This window comes from Nocardia sp. KT25-26 (genome assembly GCF_056627695.1).
On record NZ_CM152813.1, the window covers coordinates 2,703,832 to 2,719,956 of the forward strand.

Below are 16,125 nucleotides of genomic sequence, written 5' to 3' on the forward strand. Positions count from 1 at the left end.
GCTCCGAATCAATGGGCGTGGACATCCACGCCCAGGGCCGACGTGTGCTCGTCGCCCGGGTGTTGCTCGGGGAGTTGCGGACATCTTGCGGCAGAACGGAGTAGTTGATGAGGTCTCTGGCCACCGATCACGTCGATTCGTGCGCCACCGGCGAAGATCCGGGCCAACCGTTCCCGCTGTCTCCCGCGCAGACCGCCCTCTGGTACGCGCAGCGCATCCAGCCCGATGTCCCGTTGACCATCGCCCACTACGTCGAACTGCACGGTGACCTCGACGTCGGCCTGCTGCTCTACGCGATCGAGCGGTTCGGTGCCGAGACCGAGGTCGGCCATGTACGGCTGCGGGAGATCGACGGAGTGCCGCATCAGCAGGTCGACCTGTCCTGGCGGCCGGGCTGGGCCCGGATCGATCTGCGGGACGAGCCGGACCCGCGGGCGGCCGCGCTGGCCTGGATGCACGAACACGCCGGCTCACCCATCGATATGGAGCGTGATCCACTCACCACCAACGTCGTGCTCCGCATCGGCGACCGGGACTACTTCTGGTACGAGCGCGGCCACCACATCGTCATCGACGGCTACGGCGCGATGAACGCGCTGACCCGCACCGCCGAGATCTACTCCGCCCTCGCCCGGCACGAGGAACCGACGGTGTCCCGGGCGGCCCCGCTGGCCGAGCTCTACGCCGAGGAGGCTCGGTACCGGGAATCCCGGCGCTTCCGGACCGATCGGGACTACTGGCTCGAGCAGCTGGCCGGCGCCGGCGAACCGGCCAGCCTGTCCACCGTGGCGGCGGTCGGCGACACCAACGCAGCCGGTCGCCGCCTGGCCACCGCCCTCCTCGACGACGAGGGCACCGATCTGCTCGCCCGGGCCACCGATACCCTCGGCTCGGCCAATTCGGCCCTGATCGTGGCCGCGCTCGCCGCCTATGTCCGCTCGGTCACCGGCGACCCCGATGTGGTGCTCAGTCTGCCGGTCTCCGCGCGGACCACGGTGGCGCTGCGCCGCTCCGCCGGTGTGGTCTCCAACGTAGTCCCGCTCCGGGTGCGTTTCGATGCGCACACCACGGTCGCCGATGTGGTGCGGCAGACCGAACTGCAGATCACCGGCGCACTGCGGCATCAGCGCTACCGGCACGACGACATCCGCCGCGACTGCGGCTATTCGCGCGACGCCCGCGGCTTCTTCGGCCCGATGGTCAACATCATGCTGTTCCACGACGAGCTGAAGTTCGGCGACCTCACCGGTTCGCTGCACGTGCTCGCCACCGGCCCCGTCGAGGATCTGTCGATCAACCTGTACAACGGCAAGGGCGGCCGCATCCACCTGGATTTCGAGGCCAACCCGAAGTTGTACGGGGACACCGAGGTCGCCGTCCACCATGCCCGCTATCTCGACTTCCTGCGCCGGTTCCTGGCCGCCGACCCGCAGGCGCGTGCCGAGACCCTGTGCGCGATCACCGAGGCGGAGCGGCGTGCCGTGCTGCACGAGTGGAACGCCACCGCGATGCCGGTGCCGCACGGCACCCTCGCCGGTGAGTTCGACCGGCAGGTGCGGGCCCGGCCCGACGCGGTCGCCCTCGAATTCGACACCACGACACTGACCTATGCCGAACTGGACGAGCGCGCCAACCGGCTGGCCCGGGCCCTGATCGCCCGCGGCGCCGGGCCCGAGCAGACCGTCGCGTTGTGCCTGCACCGCAGCGTGGAGCTGGTCGTCGGCATGTACGCCGTGATCAAATCCGGTGCCGCCTACCTGCCGATGGATCCGGAACACCCCGTGGACCGGCTCGCCGCGGTCCTGGACCAGGCCGCGCCGGTCTGCGTGCTGACCGCGGCGGCGGACGGCGACGCGCGGCCCGAACTGCCGGCCGGCACCCCCGAATACCCGATCGATACCGCCGCCCTCGGCGCCTACCCGGCCGTACCGGTCACCGACGCCGACCGGCGGGCGCCGCTGCGGCCGGAACATCAGGCCTACGTCATCTTCACCTCCGGTTCGACCGGCACCCCGAAGGGGGTCGGCGTACCGCACCGCGCGATCGTCAACCGCCTGCGCTGGATGCAGCACGAGTACCCCCTCGACGGCACCGATGTGGTGCTGCAGAAGACGCCGGCCACCTTCGATGTCTCGGTCTGGGAATTCTTCTGGCCGTTGCAGGTCGGGGCCCGGTTGGTCGTGGCGGCTCCTGGCGGGCACCGCGATCCTGCCTATCTGACCCGCACCATCGCCGAGAAACGGGTCACCACCGCGCATTTCGTCCCCTCGATGCTGTCGCTGTTCGTCACCGACCCGCAGGTGTCCGGGGGAGCGGGCCTGCGGCGGGTGTTCTGCAGTGGCGAAGCGCTCCCGGCGGCCACCGTGGCCGATTTCCACGCCGTCCTGGCCGGTACCGAACTGCACAACCTGTACGGCCCCACCGAGGCCGCGGTCGACGTCACCTACTGGCCGTGCGATACCGTCACCGACAGCGTGCCGATCGGGTCACCGGTATGGAACACCCAGACCTATGTGCTGGACCCGCAGCTGCGCCCGGTTCCGCCGGGGGCCGTCGGTGAGTTGTACCTGTCCGGCATGCAACTGGCCCGTGGCTACCTGAACCGGCCGGACCTGACCGCGGACCGATTCGTCGCCGACCCGTTCGGCACCGGGCAGCGGATGTACCGCACCGGTGACCTGGCGCGCTGGAAGATCGACGATCGCGGTGTGCTCGAGTACCTGGGGCGCACCGACTTCCAGGTCAAGATCCGCGGCCTGCGGATCGAGCTCGGCGAGATCGAGGCGGCTCTGCTGGCCGACGAGGACATCGCCCGCGCAGTCTGCATCGCGCGCCGTGGCCGCACCGGTGACGACGAGCTGGTCGGCTATGTGGTCGCCGCTCCCGGTGCACCGGAACCCGACACGGCTGCGCTGCTCACTGCGCTGCGCCGGCACCTGCCGTCCTATATGGTGCCGGCCGCGCTGGTGGCCCTGCCGGAACTGCCCCTGGGCCCCAACGGCAAGATCGACCGCGCGGCCCTGCCGGCTCCCGCCGCCGGCGTCCGGCACACCACCGGCGTCGCCGCGCCGCCGCAGACCGAGCTGGAATGCCTGCTCGCCGAGATCATCTCGGACGTGCTGGTGCTGGACGAGACCCAGCAGCTCGGCGTCGACGACAGCTTCTTCGACCTGGGCGGCAACTCGCTGATCGCGGCGCGGATGGTGGCCCGGATCAATGCGGAACTCGGTGCGGAACTGACCATCCGCGATCTGTTCGAGGCACCGACGATCGCCGATCTGGTCGAACTGTTCGCCACGCACACCCCGCACACGTCCTCGCCGAAACTGGTCCCGGCCGAGCGGCCCGACCGGGTACCGCTGTCGCTCGCGCAGCAGCGGCTGTGGATCCTGAACCGATTCGCCGAACATGCGGCGGCCTACAATATGCCGCTGGCACTGCGGTTGCGCGGGCCCCTCGACCCGGCCGTCCTGCAGGCCGCGCTGACCGATGTGATCGCCCGGCACGAGAGCCTGCGCACCACCTTCCCGGACGGACCGGACGGCCCGTGCCAGCACATTCATCCCGCGGGCAGCACCCTCGGCGAGATCGACCCGATTCCGGCACCGGAGGCCGATCCGGTCGAACTGGCCGCCGAATTCGCCGGCCGCGGATTCGACCTGCGGACCGACACTCCCGTGCGGGTGGCCCTGTACCGCCTCGCCGCGGACGACCACCTGCTGGTCGTCGTGCTGCACCACATCAGCGGTGACGGCTGGTCGGTCGTACCGCTGACCCGCGACCTGACCGCAGCGCTGGCCGCCCGGGCCGCGGGCAGTGCGCCGCAGTGGGAACCGTTGCCGGTGCAGTACGCCGACTTCGCCCTCTGGCAGCGGGAACTCCTCGGCGACGAGGACGACCCGGCGGCCGCGCTGAGCCGTCAGCTCGCACACTGGCGCACCACCCTCGCCGGGCTGCCCGAGCAGCTCGATCTGCCGCTGGACCGGCCGCGCCCGCGGCGGCGCACCGCCGGTGGCGGTACCGTGCAATTCACCATCGACGCCGGAATCCGGCGGGCGGCAGCCGTTCTCGCCGCCGGGCACGGGGTCAGCATGTTCATGGTGCTGCATGCCGCCCTGGCCGCACTGCTGGCCCGGGTGTCGGCGAGCACCGACATCGCGGTCGGCACCCCGATCGCGGGCCGCTCCGATCCGGCGCTCGACGACCTGGTCGGCATGTTCGTCAACACGCTCGTGCTGCGCACCGGAGTCGATCTCACGGCCGGATTCGACCGGATGCTGGAGGTGGCCCGGGAAACCGACCTGAACGCATTCGCCAATGCCGATGTGCCGTTCGAGCGGCTCGTCGAGGTGGTGAACCCGGAACGCTCGGCCGCCCGGCATCCGCTGTTCCAGGTGATGCTGTCCTACGACCGGGCCGACGATCCGGTCGTCACGATGCCCGGTCTCACGGCCGACGTCGTCCCGGTCACCGGAGCAGTCGCCAAATTCGACCTGCAGCTCGAGGTACACGAGGCGCCGGGCGACGGCGCGCTGCACGCCGAGTTCGGGTACTCCCGCGACATCTTCGACCCGGCCACCGTCGAAGCGCTCGCCCGCCGGTTCACGGCAATCCTCGGCGCCGCCGTCGCGGCACCCGAGGCGCCGATCGGCGACCTCGAGCTGCTCGACCGACGCGAGACGGCGCGGCTGGTTCCGCTCGCCGGGGCACCCGCGGAACCACCACAGACGCTGGCCCAGCTGCTGGCCGACACCGCGCAGCGCGTCCCGGACGCGGTGGCGGTGCGATTCCACGGAAACGACACCACCTACCGGGAACTGGACGAACGCTCCAACCGCCTCGCCCGCGTCCTGATCGGGCAGGGCGCCGGACCCGAAGCGGTGGTGGCGATCGCGCTGCCGCGCGGCCTGGAATCGGTGCTCGCTGTGTGGGCGGTGGCCAAGACCGGCGCCGCATACGTGCCCGTGGATCCGGCCTATCCACCGGACAGGATCGCGCATATGGTCGCCGACTCCGGTGCCACGCTCGGTCTGACCCGGCCCGAATACCTCGATGTGCTGCCGGGCCGGCCGGCCGGTCGGCACCACCGCGCCGGTGGCTGGCTGACCTTCGGATCGGCCGAACTGGATGCCGACTGCGCCGCACAGCCGGCCGGTCCGATCGAGGACCGGGAACGCCGGCACCCGATGCGTCCCGGCCAGCCCGCCTACCTGATCTACACCTCCGGATCCACCGGAAAACCCAAGGCCGTCGTCGTCACACACGCGGGTATCGCCTCACTGGCCAGCGAGCAGACCCAGCTGTTCCGGGTCACCGATACCGCCCGGACCATGCATTTCTCCTCGCCCAGCTTCGATGCCTCGGTGCTCGAACTGCTGCTCGGCTTCGCGGCCGGGGCCACCGTCGTCGTCGCTCCCGGTGACCTGTACGGCGGCGCCGAACTGGCCGGCTTCCTGCGGGCCGAACGGATCACCCACGCCTTCATCACCCCGGCGGCGCTGGCGACCGTACCGGCCGAGGACTTCCCGGATCTGCAGACCGTGCTGGTCGGCGGCGAAGCCTGCTCCGACGAGCTGGTCGGTGCCTGGGCGGGCAACTATCGCATGCACAACATGTACGGGCCCTCCGAAGCCACGGTCGCCATCACGGCCAGCGCCCCGATGACGCCCGGGCTGCCGGTCCCGCTCGGTGGCGCGGTCCGCGGTATGCGGCTGTTCGTGCTCGATGCGCGGCTGCATCCGGTGCCGCCCGGAACTCCGGGGGAGCTGTATGTCTCCGGTCCCGGCCTGGCCCGGGGCTACCTGGGGCGGCTCGCGCTGACGGCGCAGCGATTCGTGGCGAATCCGCACGGGCGCACCGGCGAGCGCATGTACCGCACCGGCGATCTGGTGGTCGCCGACGCCACCGGCCGGCTGCGCTTCCTGGGCCGTGCCGACGATCAGGTGAAGATCCGCGGTTTCCGGATCGAACTCCGCGAGATCGACCACGTGCTGCGGGAGCACCCCGGCGTCCGGTCCGTCTGCACCGTGGTGCACACCGACGGCGAAGGCCGCGACCGGCTGGCTGCCTATGTCACGGCCGACGAGCCGATCGAACCCGCCGAAGTGCTGGACCGGGCCCGGCACCGGTTGCCCGGCTACATGGTGCCCGCCGCCCTGACCGTGCTGGACCGGATGCCGATCACCCCGGCGGGCAAACTCGACCGCAAGGCGCTGCCGGCGCCGCAGTTCCGCACGTCCGGCCCGTCCCGGCCGCCGGAAACCCACCTGGAGATGCGGGTCGCCGCGGTCTTCGCCGCGATTCTCGGGCACCGCCCGGGCGCCGAGGACAGCTTCTTCGACCTCGGCGGCAACTCCCTGCTGGCCACCCGGCTGGCCGCCGCGCTGCATGCGGAATTCGAAGTGGAACTGCCGGTTCGGCAGATTTTCGAAGCGCCCACGGTGGCCGGGATCGCCGCGCTGATCACGGATGCGCCCCGGACGCAGCGGGTGGCGCTGGCGGTACACACCCCGCGCCCGGGACGCGTACCACTGTCGCTGCCGCAGCAGCGGCTGTGGTTCCTCAACCGATTGTCCCCCGAGTCGAGCGCCTACAACATCGCATTCGTCCTGCGGATCGATGGCGATCTGGATACACCCGCCCTGCAGGCGGCCCTGACCGACCTGGTCGAACGCCACGAAGTGCTGCGCACCGTGTACCCGGAGGACACCGCAGGCGCCCAGCAGGTGGTGTTGCCCACCGCACAGGCCGTTCCGGCGCTGGCTGTCCGCCCGGCTGCCGATCACCGCTCGGCCCGTACCGAGCTGACCGATCTCGCGCGTCAGGGATTCGACCTCACCCGGGACATACCGCTGCGCACCCAGCTGCTGCGCATCGAACCCCGGGTCCATCTGCTCGGTGTCGTGGTGCACCACATCGCCGCCGACGGCTGGTCGCTCGGTCCGCTGACCCGGGATCTGGCCCTGGCCTACCTGGCCCGGACCGACGGGACGGAGCCGGTACGCGATCCACTGCCGGTGCAGTACGCCGACTTCAGCCTGTGGCAGCGGACGGTGCTCGGCGCCGACGACGATCCGGACAGCATCGCCGGTGCCCAGCTCGCCTACTGGCGCGCGGCGCTCGCCGATCTGCCCGACGAACTGCCGCTGCCGTTCGACCGGCCCCGCCCGGCCGAACCGACCGGCCTGGCCGGCACCGTGACCTGCACGGTCCCGGGACCGCTGCAGGACGCCATGGCCGAACTGGCCCGGGATGCCGGAGTCAGCCTGTTCATGGTGGTGCGCTCGGCTCTGGCGGTCCTGCTGCGCGGGGTCACCGGCGGACGTGACATTCCCATCGGGACCCCGGTGGCCGGCCGCACCGATATCCAGCTCGACGACCTCGTCGGCATGTTCGTCAACACCCTGGTGCTGCGCACCGATGTCGATCCGGACCGCAGCTTCACCGAACTGCTGCACGCCGACCGCGATTCCGAACTCGCCGCGATCGCGCACGCCGATCTGCCGTTCGAGCGGGTGGTCGACGCGCTCGGCCGGGACAGCCGGGCGAGTAATCGGCACCCGCTCTTCCAGGTCGCGCTCAGCATGCAGGACGAGCGCACACCGGAACTGGAACTGCCGGGTCTGCGGTTGGCCGCCGAGGAACTCGATATCGCCCGCGCCAAGTTCGACCTGGAGTTGCGGGTGGCGCCCACCGACGGCGGCCGGCACCGGTTCGAGTTCGTCTATTCGGCGGAACTGTTCGACGCCACCACCATCGAGACGCTCGCGGCCCGGTTCACCCGGCTGCTCATCCAGGTGACCGGCGATCCGCGGCAGCCGGTACGTGAACTGGACCCGCTCACAGTCGCCGAGCGCCGGGCACTGGTCCCCGCGAAAGGTCCCGCGGCGGTCACCCCGGTCGTCCTCGCCGATATCATCGAATCCGCTGCCGCCCGGTTCCCGGACCGGCCCGCACTGCGCTGGTTCGCCGGCGGCAGCGCGGCCGGAGCCGTCGGGGACCTCGACTACGCCGAGGTCGCGCGGCGGGCGCATCGACTGGGCCGGGCGCTGATCGCCCGCGGTATCGGCACCGGGGACCGGGTCGCCCTGGGCCTGACCCGGTCGCTGGAATGTGCGCTCGCCATCTTCGGGGTCGCGGCCAGCGGTGCCGCCTTCGTCCCGGTCGACCCCAGGTATCCGGCCGACCGGGTCCGGCACATGCTCACCGACGCGGGAGCCCGCGCAGTGCTCACCGTCCGGTCGAGCGAAGCCGCGCTGCGCGAGGCCGCCGGATCGCTGGACACCCAGTGGCTGCTGCTCGACGACCCGCAGATGCAGACCGAACTCGACGGCTACGCCGGCGCACCGATCACCGACACCGAGCGGGTCCGCCCGGTGCGGCCGGCCGATCTGGCCTACCAGATCTACACCTCGGGCTCGACCGGGTTGCCCAAGGGCGTCACCGTCACCCACCGCGGCCTGTTGAGCCTCGCCGTCGACCTGCAGGAACGAATGGGTCTGGACCGCTTCTCCCGGACCTTCTTCTTCTCCACCCCGAGCTTCGACGTGTCCGTGCTGGATCTGCTGTTGGCCGTGGGGTCCGGGGCGGAGATGGTGATCGGCCCGACCGATGTCTACGGCGGCGACGAGTTGGGCGCACTGCTGGAACGGGAACAGGTCACCCACACCTTCCTCACGCCCGCGGTGCTGGCCTCGGTCGATTCCGAACGCTGGCCGTTGCCCCGGCTGCGCGGCCTGATGGCGGGCGGCGAGGCCGTGCCGCCCGATCTGGTGGAGCGGTGGGCGCCGGGCCGGCGTTTCGTCAACGCCTACGGGCCCACCGAATTCACCGTCATCGCCGCCATGTCCGAACTGCGGGTGGGCCGGCCGGTGGCCATCGGCACGCCGGTCCGCGGGTCGCGGGCGCTGGTGCTCGACGAACGACTGCGGCCGGTCGCCACCGGCGTCCCCGGCGAGCTCTACCTGGGCGGCGCGGGGATCGCCCGCGGCTACCACAACCGGCTCGGGCTCACCGCCGGCCGGTTCGTCGCCGACCCCGCCGGTCCGCCCGGCAGTCGGATGTACCGCACCGGCGATGTGGTCCGCTGGACGGCCGCCGGTGAACTGGACTACCTCGGCCGCAGCGACCACCAGGTCAAGGTGCGTGGCTTCCGGATCGAGCTCGGGGAGATCAGCGCCGTCCTCGGCAGCCACCCCGAGGTCCGGTTCGCGCACACCGAGGTCCGCCGGATCGCCGGCGACGACCGGATCGTGTCCTGGGTCCAGCTGGCCGCGGGGACCGATCCGGCCGAACTGGCCGGGGTGCGCGACCACGCGGTCGCGCGGCTGGCCGGTCATATGGTCCCGGCCTCGCTCAACCTCCTCGATCGGGTGCCGCTGACCCCGGTCGGCAAGCTCGACCGGACCGCGTTGCCGGAACCGCAGTTCACCGCGACCGCGGGCCGTGCGCCACGGACCGAAGCCGAACGCCTGGTGGCCCGGGTGATGTCGGAACTCGTCGGCGCCGATGTGGTGTCGGCCACCGACAGCTTCTTCGATATCGGTGGCAATTCGCTGCTGGCCACCCAGCTGGTCGCCCGGCTGGCCGCGGCCGGTGCCGCGCGGCTGCCGGTGCGGGCGGTGTTCACCGCGCCGACCGTCGCGGAGATCGCGGCGCTGCTCGACACCGACTCGTCCGGGGCGGGGGACCGCCCGGACCTGGTTCGCCGGGATCGGCCCGCCCGGATCCCGCTGTCGGCGGCCCAGCGGCGGCTGTGGTTCCTGAACCGGTTCAACACCGCCACCGAGCTACCGGGTGAATCGGCCGGTCGTGCCGCCGGCGCCTACAACATCCCGGTGGTGCTGCGTCTGCACGGCACCGTCGATCTGGACGCCCTGGTCGCGGCACTGCATACGGTGCAGCGCCGGCACGAGACGCTGCGCACGGTCTTCCCGGATGCGGCGGGCGAGCCGGAGCAGCTGGTCCTGGACCCCGAGATCGCTGCGGTCACCGTGTTCCATGCGATGTCGGCGCCGGCGGAGGTAGCGGCCGCCGTGGCCCGCTTCGCCGCACCCGGATTCGACCTGTCCACCTCGGTGCCGATGCGGGCCGCACTGATCACGGTCGGGGAGCCCGGATCGGCCGGGCAGGCCGCTGCCGGGGAACTGGTCGCCGCCGCCGACGAGCACGTACTCGTCCTCGTCGTGCACCACATCGCCATGGACGGCTGGTCCCTGCAGCCGCTCGCCGGCGAGGTCGCCGCGGCGTACCGGGCCCATCGGGCCGGTGCACCGGCCGACGGGACCGCCCCCGAGATCCAGTACGCCGACTACACCCTGTGGCAGCAGGAGCTGCTCGGCAGCGAGGACGATCCGGACTCGGTGATCAGCCGTCAGCTCGCCCATTGGCGCGCCGATCTCGCCGGTTTGCCGGAACTGCTCGCCGTCCCCGGCGACCGGCCACGGCCACCGGTTCCGTCCTACCGGGGCGGCACCGTCGAATGCGCCGTGGATCCGGTGACCCACCGGGCGTTGCAGGCGATCGCGGCGGGTAACAGCGTCACGACGTTCATGGTGCTGCACGCCGCACTGGCCGTCCTGCTGCAGCGGGTCACCGGCACCTCGGACATCGCGGTCGGCACGGCCACCGCCGGGCGCGGGCACCCGGCCCTGGACGGCCTGATCGGCATGTTCGTGAACACCCTGGTGCTGCGGACCCCGGTCGATATCGACGTCACCTTCCTGGACCTGCTGCGGACCGTGCGCGACCGCGACCTCGACGCCTTCGCCAATGCGGACCTGCCGTTCGAGCGGCTCGTCGAGGTGCTCAACCCGGCCCGCTCGCAGGCCCATCACCCGCTGTTCCAGGTGATGTTGTCGGTGCAGCACAACCCGGTGCGCTCGGTGGAACTGCCCGATCTGCGGATCGAGACGATCGACCCGGACACCGGGATGGCGAAGTTCGACCTGCAGTTCACCCTCACCGAGACGGTCGACGCCGACCGGACCGCCGGCGGAATCACCGTCGCGGTGAACTATGCGGCCGACCTGTTCGACGCGAGCACCGCCCGACTGCTCGGCGACCGGCTGGTCCGGTTGCTGACCGCCATCGCCGCCGACCCGAGCACCGCCGTCGGCGACCTGGCCCTGCTGGACGCCGCCGAATGGACCGACCTCGCACCGGTGCGGGGCACCCGGGCCGCCACCCCGGTGACCCTGCCCGAGGTCTTCGCCGCCGCGGCCGGCGTATCCCCGGGCGCAGTCGCACTGAGCTCCGGCGACACCGTGGTCACCTACGACGCGCTGGACCGGTGGACCAACCGGCTGGCCCGAGTGCTCATCGGCCGCGGCATCGGCCCGGAGAGCCTGGTGGCCCTGGGCATCGCCCGCTCGGTGGAATCGGTCGCCACCATGCTCGCGGTGAGCAAGGCCGGGGCGGCGTTCGTCCCGGTGGACCCGACCTACCCGGCCGCCCGGATCCGGCACATGCTGACCGACTCCGGTGCCGAGGTGGGGCTCACCCTCACCGCGCACCGCGACGATCTGCCCGGCGACACCGAATGGCTGGTGCTCGACGACCCGGCCACCCGTGCCGGGGTGCTGGCCGCGCCCGACACCCCGGTGACCGACGCGGACCGGGTCCGCCCGCTGCGCCTGGACAACCCGGCCTACGTGGTCTACACCTCCGGGTCCACCGGCACCCCGAAGGGCGTGGTGGTCCACCACGGTGGCCTGTCGAACTTCGCCGCCGAATGCGCGGAACGCTACGACGTGCGGCCCGGGAACCGGGTCCTGCACTTCGCCACCCCCAGCTTCGATGCCGCGATGCTGGAACTGCTGTTCGCATTGGGCGGGGCCGCCACCCTGGTACTCACCCCGCCCGGTGTGGTCGGCGGCGAGGACCTGCGGCAGGTGCTGATCGGGGAGCGGATCACCCACGCATTCATCACCACTGCGGCGATGAGCACCGTCGACCCGGCCGGTGTCACCTCACTCGCGCACATCCTGGTCGGTGGTGAGGCACTGCCGCCGGACACGCTCGCGAAGTGGGCACCGGGCCGCAATTTCTACAACGTGTACGGCCCCACCGAGACCACCATCGTCACCTTCATGCCGACTCCGATGGCGCCGGACGAGCCGATCACCATCGGCAGCCCGATCCGGGGTGTCGCGGCTACGGTTCTCGATCGGCGACTGCATCCTGCCCCGGTCGGGGTGACCGGCGAACTGCAGCTGTCCGGTGCGGTGCTGGCCCGCGGTTACCACAACCGGCCCGGCCTGACCGCGCAGCGGTTCGTCGCCGATCCGTACGGTCCGCCCGGTAGCCGGATGTACCGCACCGGCGACCTGGTGCGCTGGCAGCCGGGGCGGGCCGGCCGTCTCGAAGCCGAACACATGGGCCGCACCGACCATCAGGTGAAGGTGCGCGGCTTCCGGATCGAACTGGGCGAGATCGATGTGGCCTTCGCCCGGCACCCGCAGGTCGAATTCGCCCTGACCGTCGGGCACCGCACCCAGGCCGGTGCGACGGCACTGGTTTCGTATGTGAAGCCGCGCGCAGGCACGGCCCCCGCCGTCCCGGAACTGCACGAGCACATGGCCGGCCAGGTGCCGAACTACATGGTGCCGCAGGCGATCATGCTGCTCGACGAGGTGCCCCTGACCCCGGTCGGCAAACTGGACCGGACCCGGCTGCCGGAACCGGTGTTCGGCGCCGCGCACGGTTACCGGGCGCCGGTGACACCGGCCGAGATGGCGGTGTGCGATGCCTTCGCGGCGGTGCTCGGTGTCGACCGGGTGGGCGCCGAGGACGGCTTCTTCGAGCTCGGCGGAAACTCGCTGCTGGCCACCAAGGTTGTTGCCGCGCTGCGCGAACGGGGGTACGAACTCCCGGTCCAGCTGATGTTCGGGGACGCCACCCCGGCCGGTATCGCCGCCCGGCTGGACGGCGGTGACGCGGGTGCGGCCGTGGCTGCGGCCCTGCAGCCGGTACTGCCGCTGCGGGCCGCCCGCGGTCCGCAGGACCGGCCGCTGTTCTGCATCCACCCCGCGATCGGCCTGTCCTGGTGCTATGCCGGGCTGCTCGGTCACCTCCCGCCGGAGCGGCCCGTCTACGGCTTGCAGGCGCCGCATGTGGCCGGCGAGGACGGGTTCACCACGATCCCGGAAGCCGCCGCGCAGTACGTGGCCCACATCCGGGCGGTCCAGCCCGACGGGCCGTACCACCTGCTCGGCTGGTCGCTCGGCGGCCTGATCGCACAGGAGGTGGCCGTTCAGCTGCAGGAGGACGGTGCCGAGGTCGAGTTGCTCGCGCTGCTGGACAGTTACCAGCTGGGCGACCGGTGGCTCGACGAGGCGATGCCCAGCGTCGCCGACATCCTCGGCGAGTTCGGTGCCGACCTGCTCGACGGTGCGCCGCTGCCGGACGACCTGGACCTGCAGGAGGCCGCCGACCTGCTGCGCGCCCAGCAAGGTCCGTTCGCCGCCCTGTCCGTGGACCACCTGCAACGGCTCTACACCGGCTACGCCGACGGCACGATGATGGCCAACCGGTTCCGGCCCCGGGTGTTCGACGGCGACATCCTGTTCTTCACCGCCGCCGACGACGAGGTCAACGCCGCCGACCCGGCCCGCCGGGCCGGATCCTGGCAGCCCTACGTCACCGGCACCGTCCACAACCACGACCTGCCCTGCCGGCACGCCGCCATGACCACCCCGGAAGCCCTCGCCGTGATCGGACCGGTGCTCGGCCACCGGCTCGCGGCGGGCCGGGCGGTCAGCGCGTGTGGCAGCGGCCGGAAGGAGATGCATCCGTGAGCCTCGCGGTAGAAGTCCGCGGCCTGGTCAAGCACTACGGCAAGGTGCGCGTGCTCGAGGAGATCGATCTGGAGATCCCGGCCGGAACAGTGCTGGGGTTGCTCGGTCCCAACGGTGCCGGGAAGACCACCACCGTCCGGATCGTCACCACCCTGCTCCGGCCCACCGCCGGAACGGTCCGGGTGGCCGGAGTGGACGTGCTGGCCGACCCGGCCACCGCCCGCACCCGCATCGGACTGTCCGGGCAGTACGCCGCCATCGACGCCAACCTCACCGGATACGAGAACCTGCGGATGGTCGCGCGGCTCTACGGCATGTCCCGCCGGACCGCCACCGCCCGCGCCGACGAACTGCTGCAGGCACTCGGCCTCGAGCACGCGGCCGGCCGCCGCGCCGGGACCTACTCCGGCGGAATGGCCCGCCGGCTGGACCTGGCCGGTGCCCTCGTCGCCCGGCCGCCGGTGGTCGTCCTCGACGAACCGACCACCGGCTTGGACCCCCGCGGGCGCCTGGACATGTGGCAGGTCATCGGCGACCTCGTCGACGACGGCACCACGGTGCTGCTCACCACGCAGTACCTGGAGGAAGCCGATCTGCTCGCCGACCGGATCACCGTCATCGACCGCGGGAAGGTGATCGCCCGCGGTTCCGCCGACGAACTGAAGACCACCATCGGCGGCGACCGGCTCACCGTCACCCTGGCCACCGGCCAGGACCCACAGCCGGCGATGTCGGTGCTCGCCCAGGTCGGCGTGGGGGAACCACTGCACGAACCCGGCACCGACGACGTCTCGGTGGTGGTCGGCAACGGCTCCCGGACAATGGTCGAGGCGCTGCGCCGGCTCGACGACGCCGGCGTCTGCGTGCTCGACGCGAACGTGGTGCGGCCCACCCTCGACGATGTGTTCCTGTCCCTCACCGGCACCCCGGCCGCCCCGGCACCGGAACCGGATTCCGACGATGTGCAAGAGGAGATCCTGTCGTGACTGCCGCCCCCGGCATCGCCCCGGACGACGCCGCCCCGGCCGCGGCGCCGACCCCGCCGGCCACCCGTGGTGACACCGGCGAACAGCCGCCCCGGGTCCGATTCCTCCGCGACAGCGCGATCGTCGCGCACCGCAACCTGCTCACCATCCTGCGGGTGCCGACGCTGCTGGTCACCGCGACCATCCAGCCGTTGATGTTCGTATTCCTGTTCGCCTACATCTTCGGGGCCTCGCTCGGCGGCGATCAGTATCGGGAGTTCCTGCTGGCCGGCATCTTCACCCAGACGGTGGCCTTCAACGCGGCGTTCACCACCGTCGGGCTCGCCGGTGACCTGCAGAAGGGCATCATCGACCGGATGCGCACCCTGCCGATGTCGCGGCTGGCGGTACTGATGGGCCGCACCCTGTCCGACCTGGTGGTCAACATCCTGAGCCTGGCCGTGATGGTGGTGTGCGGCTACATCGTCGGCTGGCGCATCCACGGCGGCATCGCCGACGCCGCCCTGGCGTTCGGAGTGATCCTGCTGTTCGCCTTCGCCATGTCCTGGGTGGGTGCGCTCACCGGGCTGCTGGCACCGAACGTGGAAGTGGCGCAGAGCGCCGGCCTGATCTGGCTGTTCCCGCTGACCTTCATCTCCTCGGCCTTCATCTCGGCCCAGACCCTGCCCGGACCACTGCGCACCATCGCCGAATGGAACCCGATCACCGCGGTATCGGCGGCCGGGCGGGAACTGTTCCGGAACGGTTCGCCGCCCACCTTCGAACCGGCCACCGGCTGGCCGGCCGACCACGCCATCGCCTACGCGGTGATCTGCTCCCTGGTGATCCTCACCGTCGCGATTCCCGCCGCACTGTTCCGCTACCGCAAGGTAGCCAGCTAGGCGAGCGGGCATTGCCGCCTTCGGGTCGGGGAGTAGAGACACGAGTGGGGCCGCTCCGAGCGTTCGGAGCGGCCCCACTCGTCGTTTTCCGGATCAGCCGCGGCGGCGGGTCTTCAGCAGGTCGAGGCGCTCCTTGAGCAGTTCCTCGAGTTCCTCCTTGCTACGGCGTTCCAGGAGCATGTCCCAGTGGGTGCGCGGCGGCTTGACCTTCTTCGCCTCCTGGGTGGTGCCCTCCATCAGGGTGCCTTCCATGCCGTTGCGGCACATCCAGGTCGGTGGGATCTCCGCGTCGTCGGCGAAGGGCACCTCGAATTCCTCACCGTTGTCGGTGCGGTAGCGGGCGACCCGGCGCGGGGCCAGGTCGTGGTCGCGATCGGTCTCGTAGCTCACCGCTCCGAGCCGGCTGCCCCGGAGTACGCGATCTGCCATGGTGTGCCTTCTCCCTGTGCTCGAGTCCTGTGC

At 71.4% G+C, this 16,125-nt stretch carries 4 protein-coding genes; 3 read left to right on the plus strand and 1 reads right to left on the minus strand.

Annotated features, from left to right (window positions below; genetic code table 11):
* Positions 1-107: 107 nt before the first annotated feature.
* From AC1HFH_RS12265 to AC1HFH_RS12275, 3 genes are all read left to right on the plus strand, one after another.
* Positions 108-13,796, plus strand: a complete 13,689-nt coding sequence (locus AC1HFH_RS12265) for an amino acid adenylation domain-containing protein (protein ID WP_480247568.1) — start codon at positions 108-110, stop codon at positions 13,794-13,796.
* Entirely contained in the window at positions 13,793-14,782 is a 990-nt protein-coding gene (locus AC1HFH_RS12270; RefSeq protein WP_480247569.1) for an ATP-binding cassette domain-containing protein, read from the plus strand. The genes AC1HFH_RS12265 and AC1HFH_RS12270 overlap by 4 nt, the downstream gene beginning before the upstream one ends.
* Before the next feature lie 119 nt (positions 14,783-14,901).
* Positions 14,902-15,663 carry an ABC transporter permease gene (locus tag AC1HFH_RS12275; RefSeq protein ID WP_480247835.1) on the plus strand — a complete coding sequence of 254 codons (762 nt, stop codon included), beginning with the start codon at positions 14,902-14,904 and terminating at the stop codon, positions 15,661-15,663.
* 93 nt (positions 15,664-15,756) lie between these two features.
* On the opposite strand, the gene AC1HFH_RS12280 is transcribed toward AC1HFH_RS12275, so the two are convergent.
* Positions 15,757-16,092 (minus strand): RNA polymerase-binding protein RbpA, encoded by a 336-nt coding sequence (locus tag AC1HFH_RS12280; RefSeq protein ID WP_480247570.1) that lies wholly within the window; start codon positions 16,090-16,092, stop codon positions 15,757-15,759.
* Positions 16,093-16,125 lie beyond the last annotated feature (33 nt).

What these genes read in the sequence shown, in the direction of transcription:
- AC1HFH_RS12265 (WP_480247568.1), top strand. Translation starts at nt 108, where the DNA reads ATGAGGTCTCTGGCCACCGATCACGTCGATTCGTGCGCCACCGGCGAA.
- AC1HFH_RS12280 (WP_480247570.1), bottom strand. Translation starts at nt 16,092, where the DNA reads ATGGCAGATCGCGTACTCCGGGGCAGCCGGCTCGGAGCGGTGAGCTAC.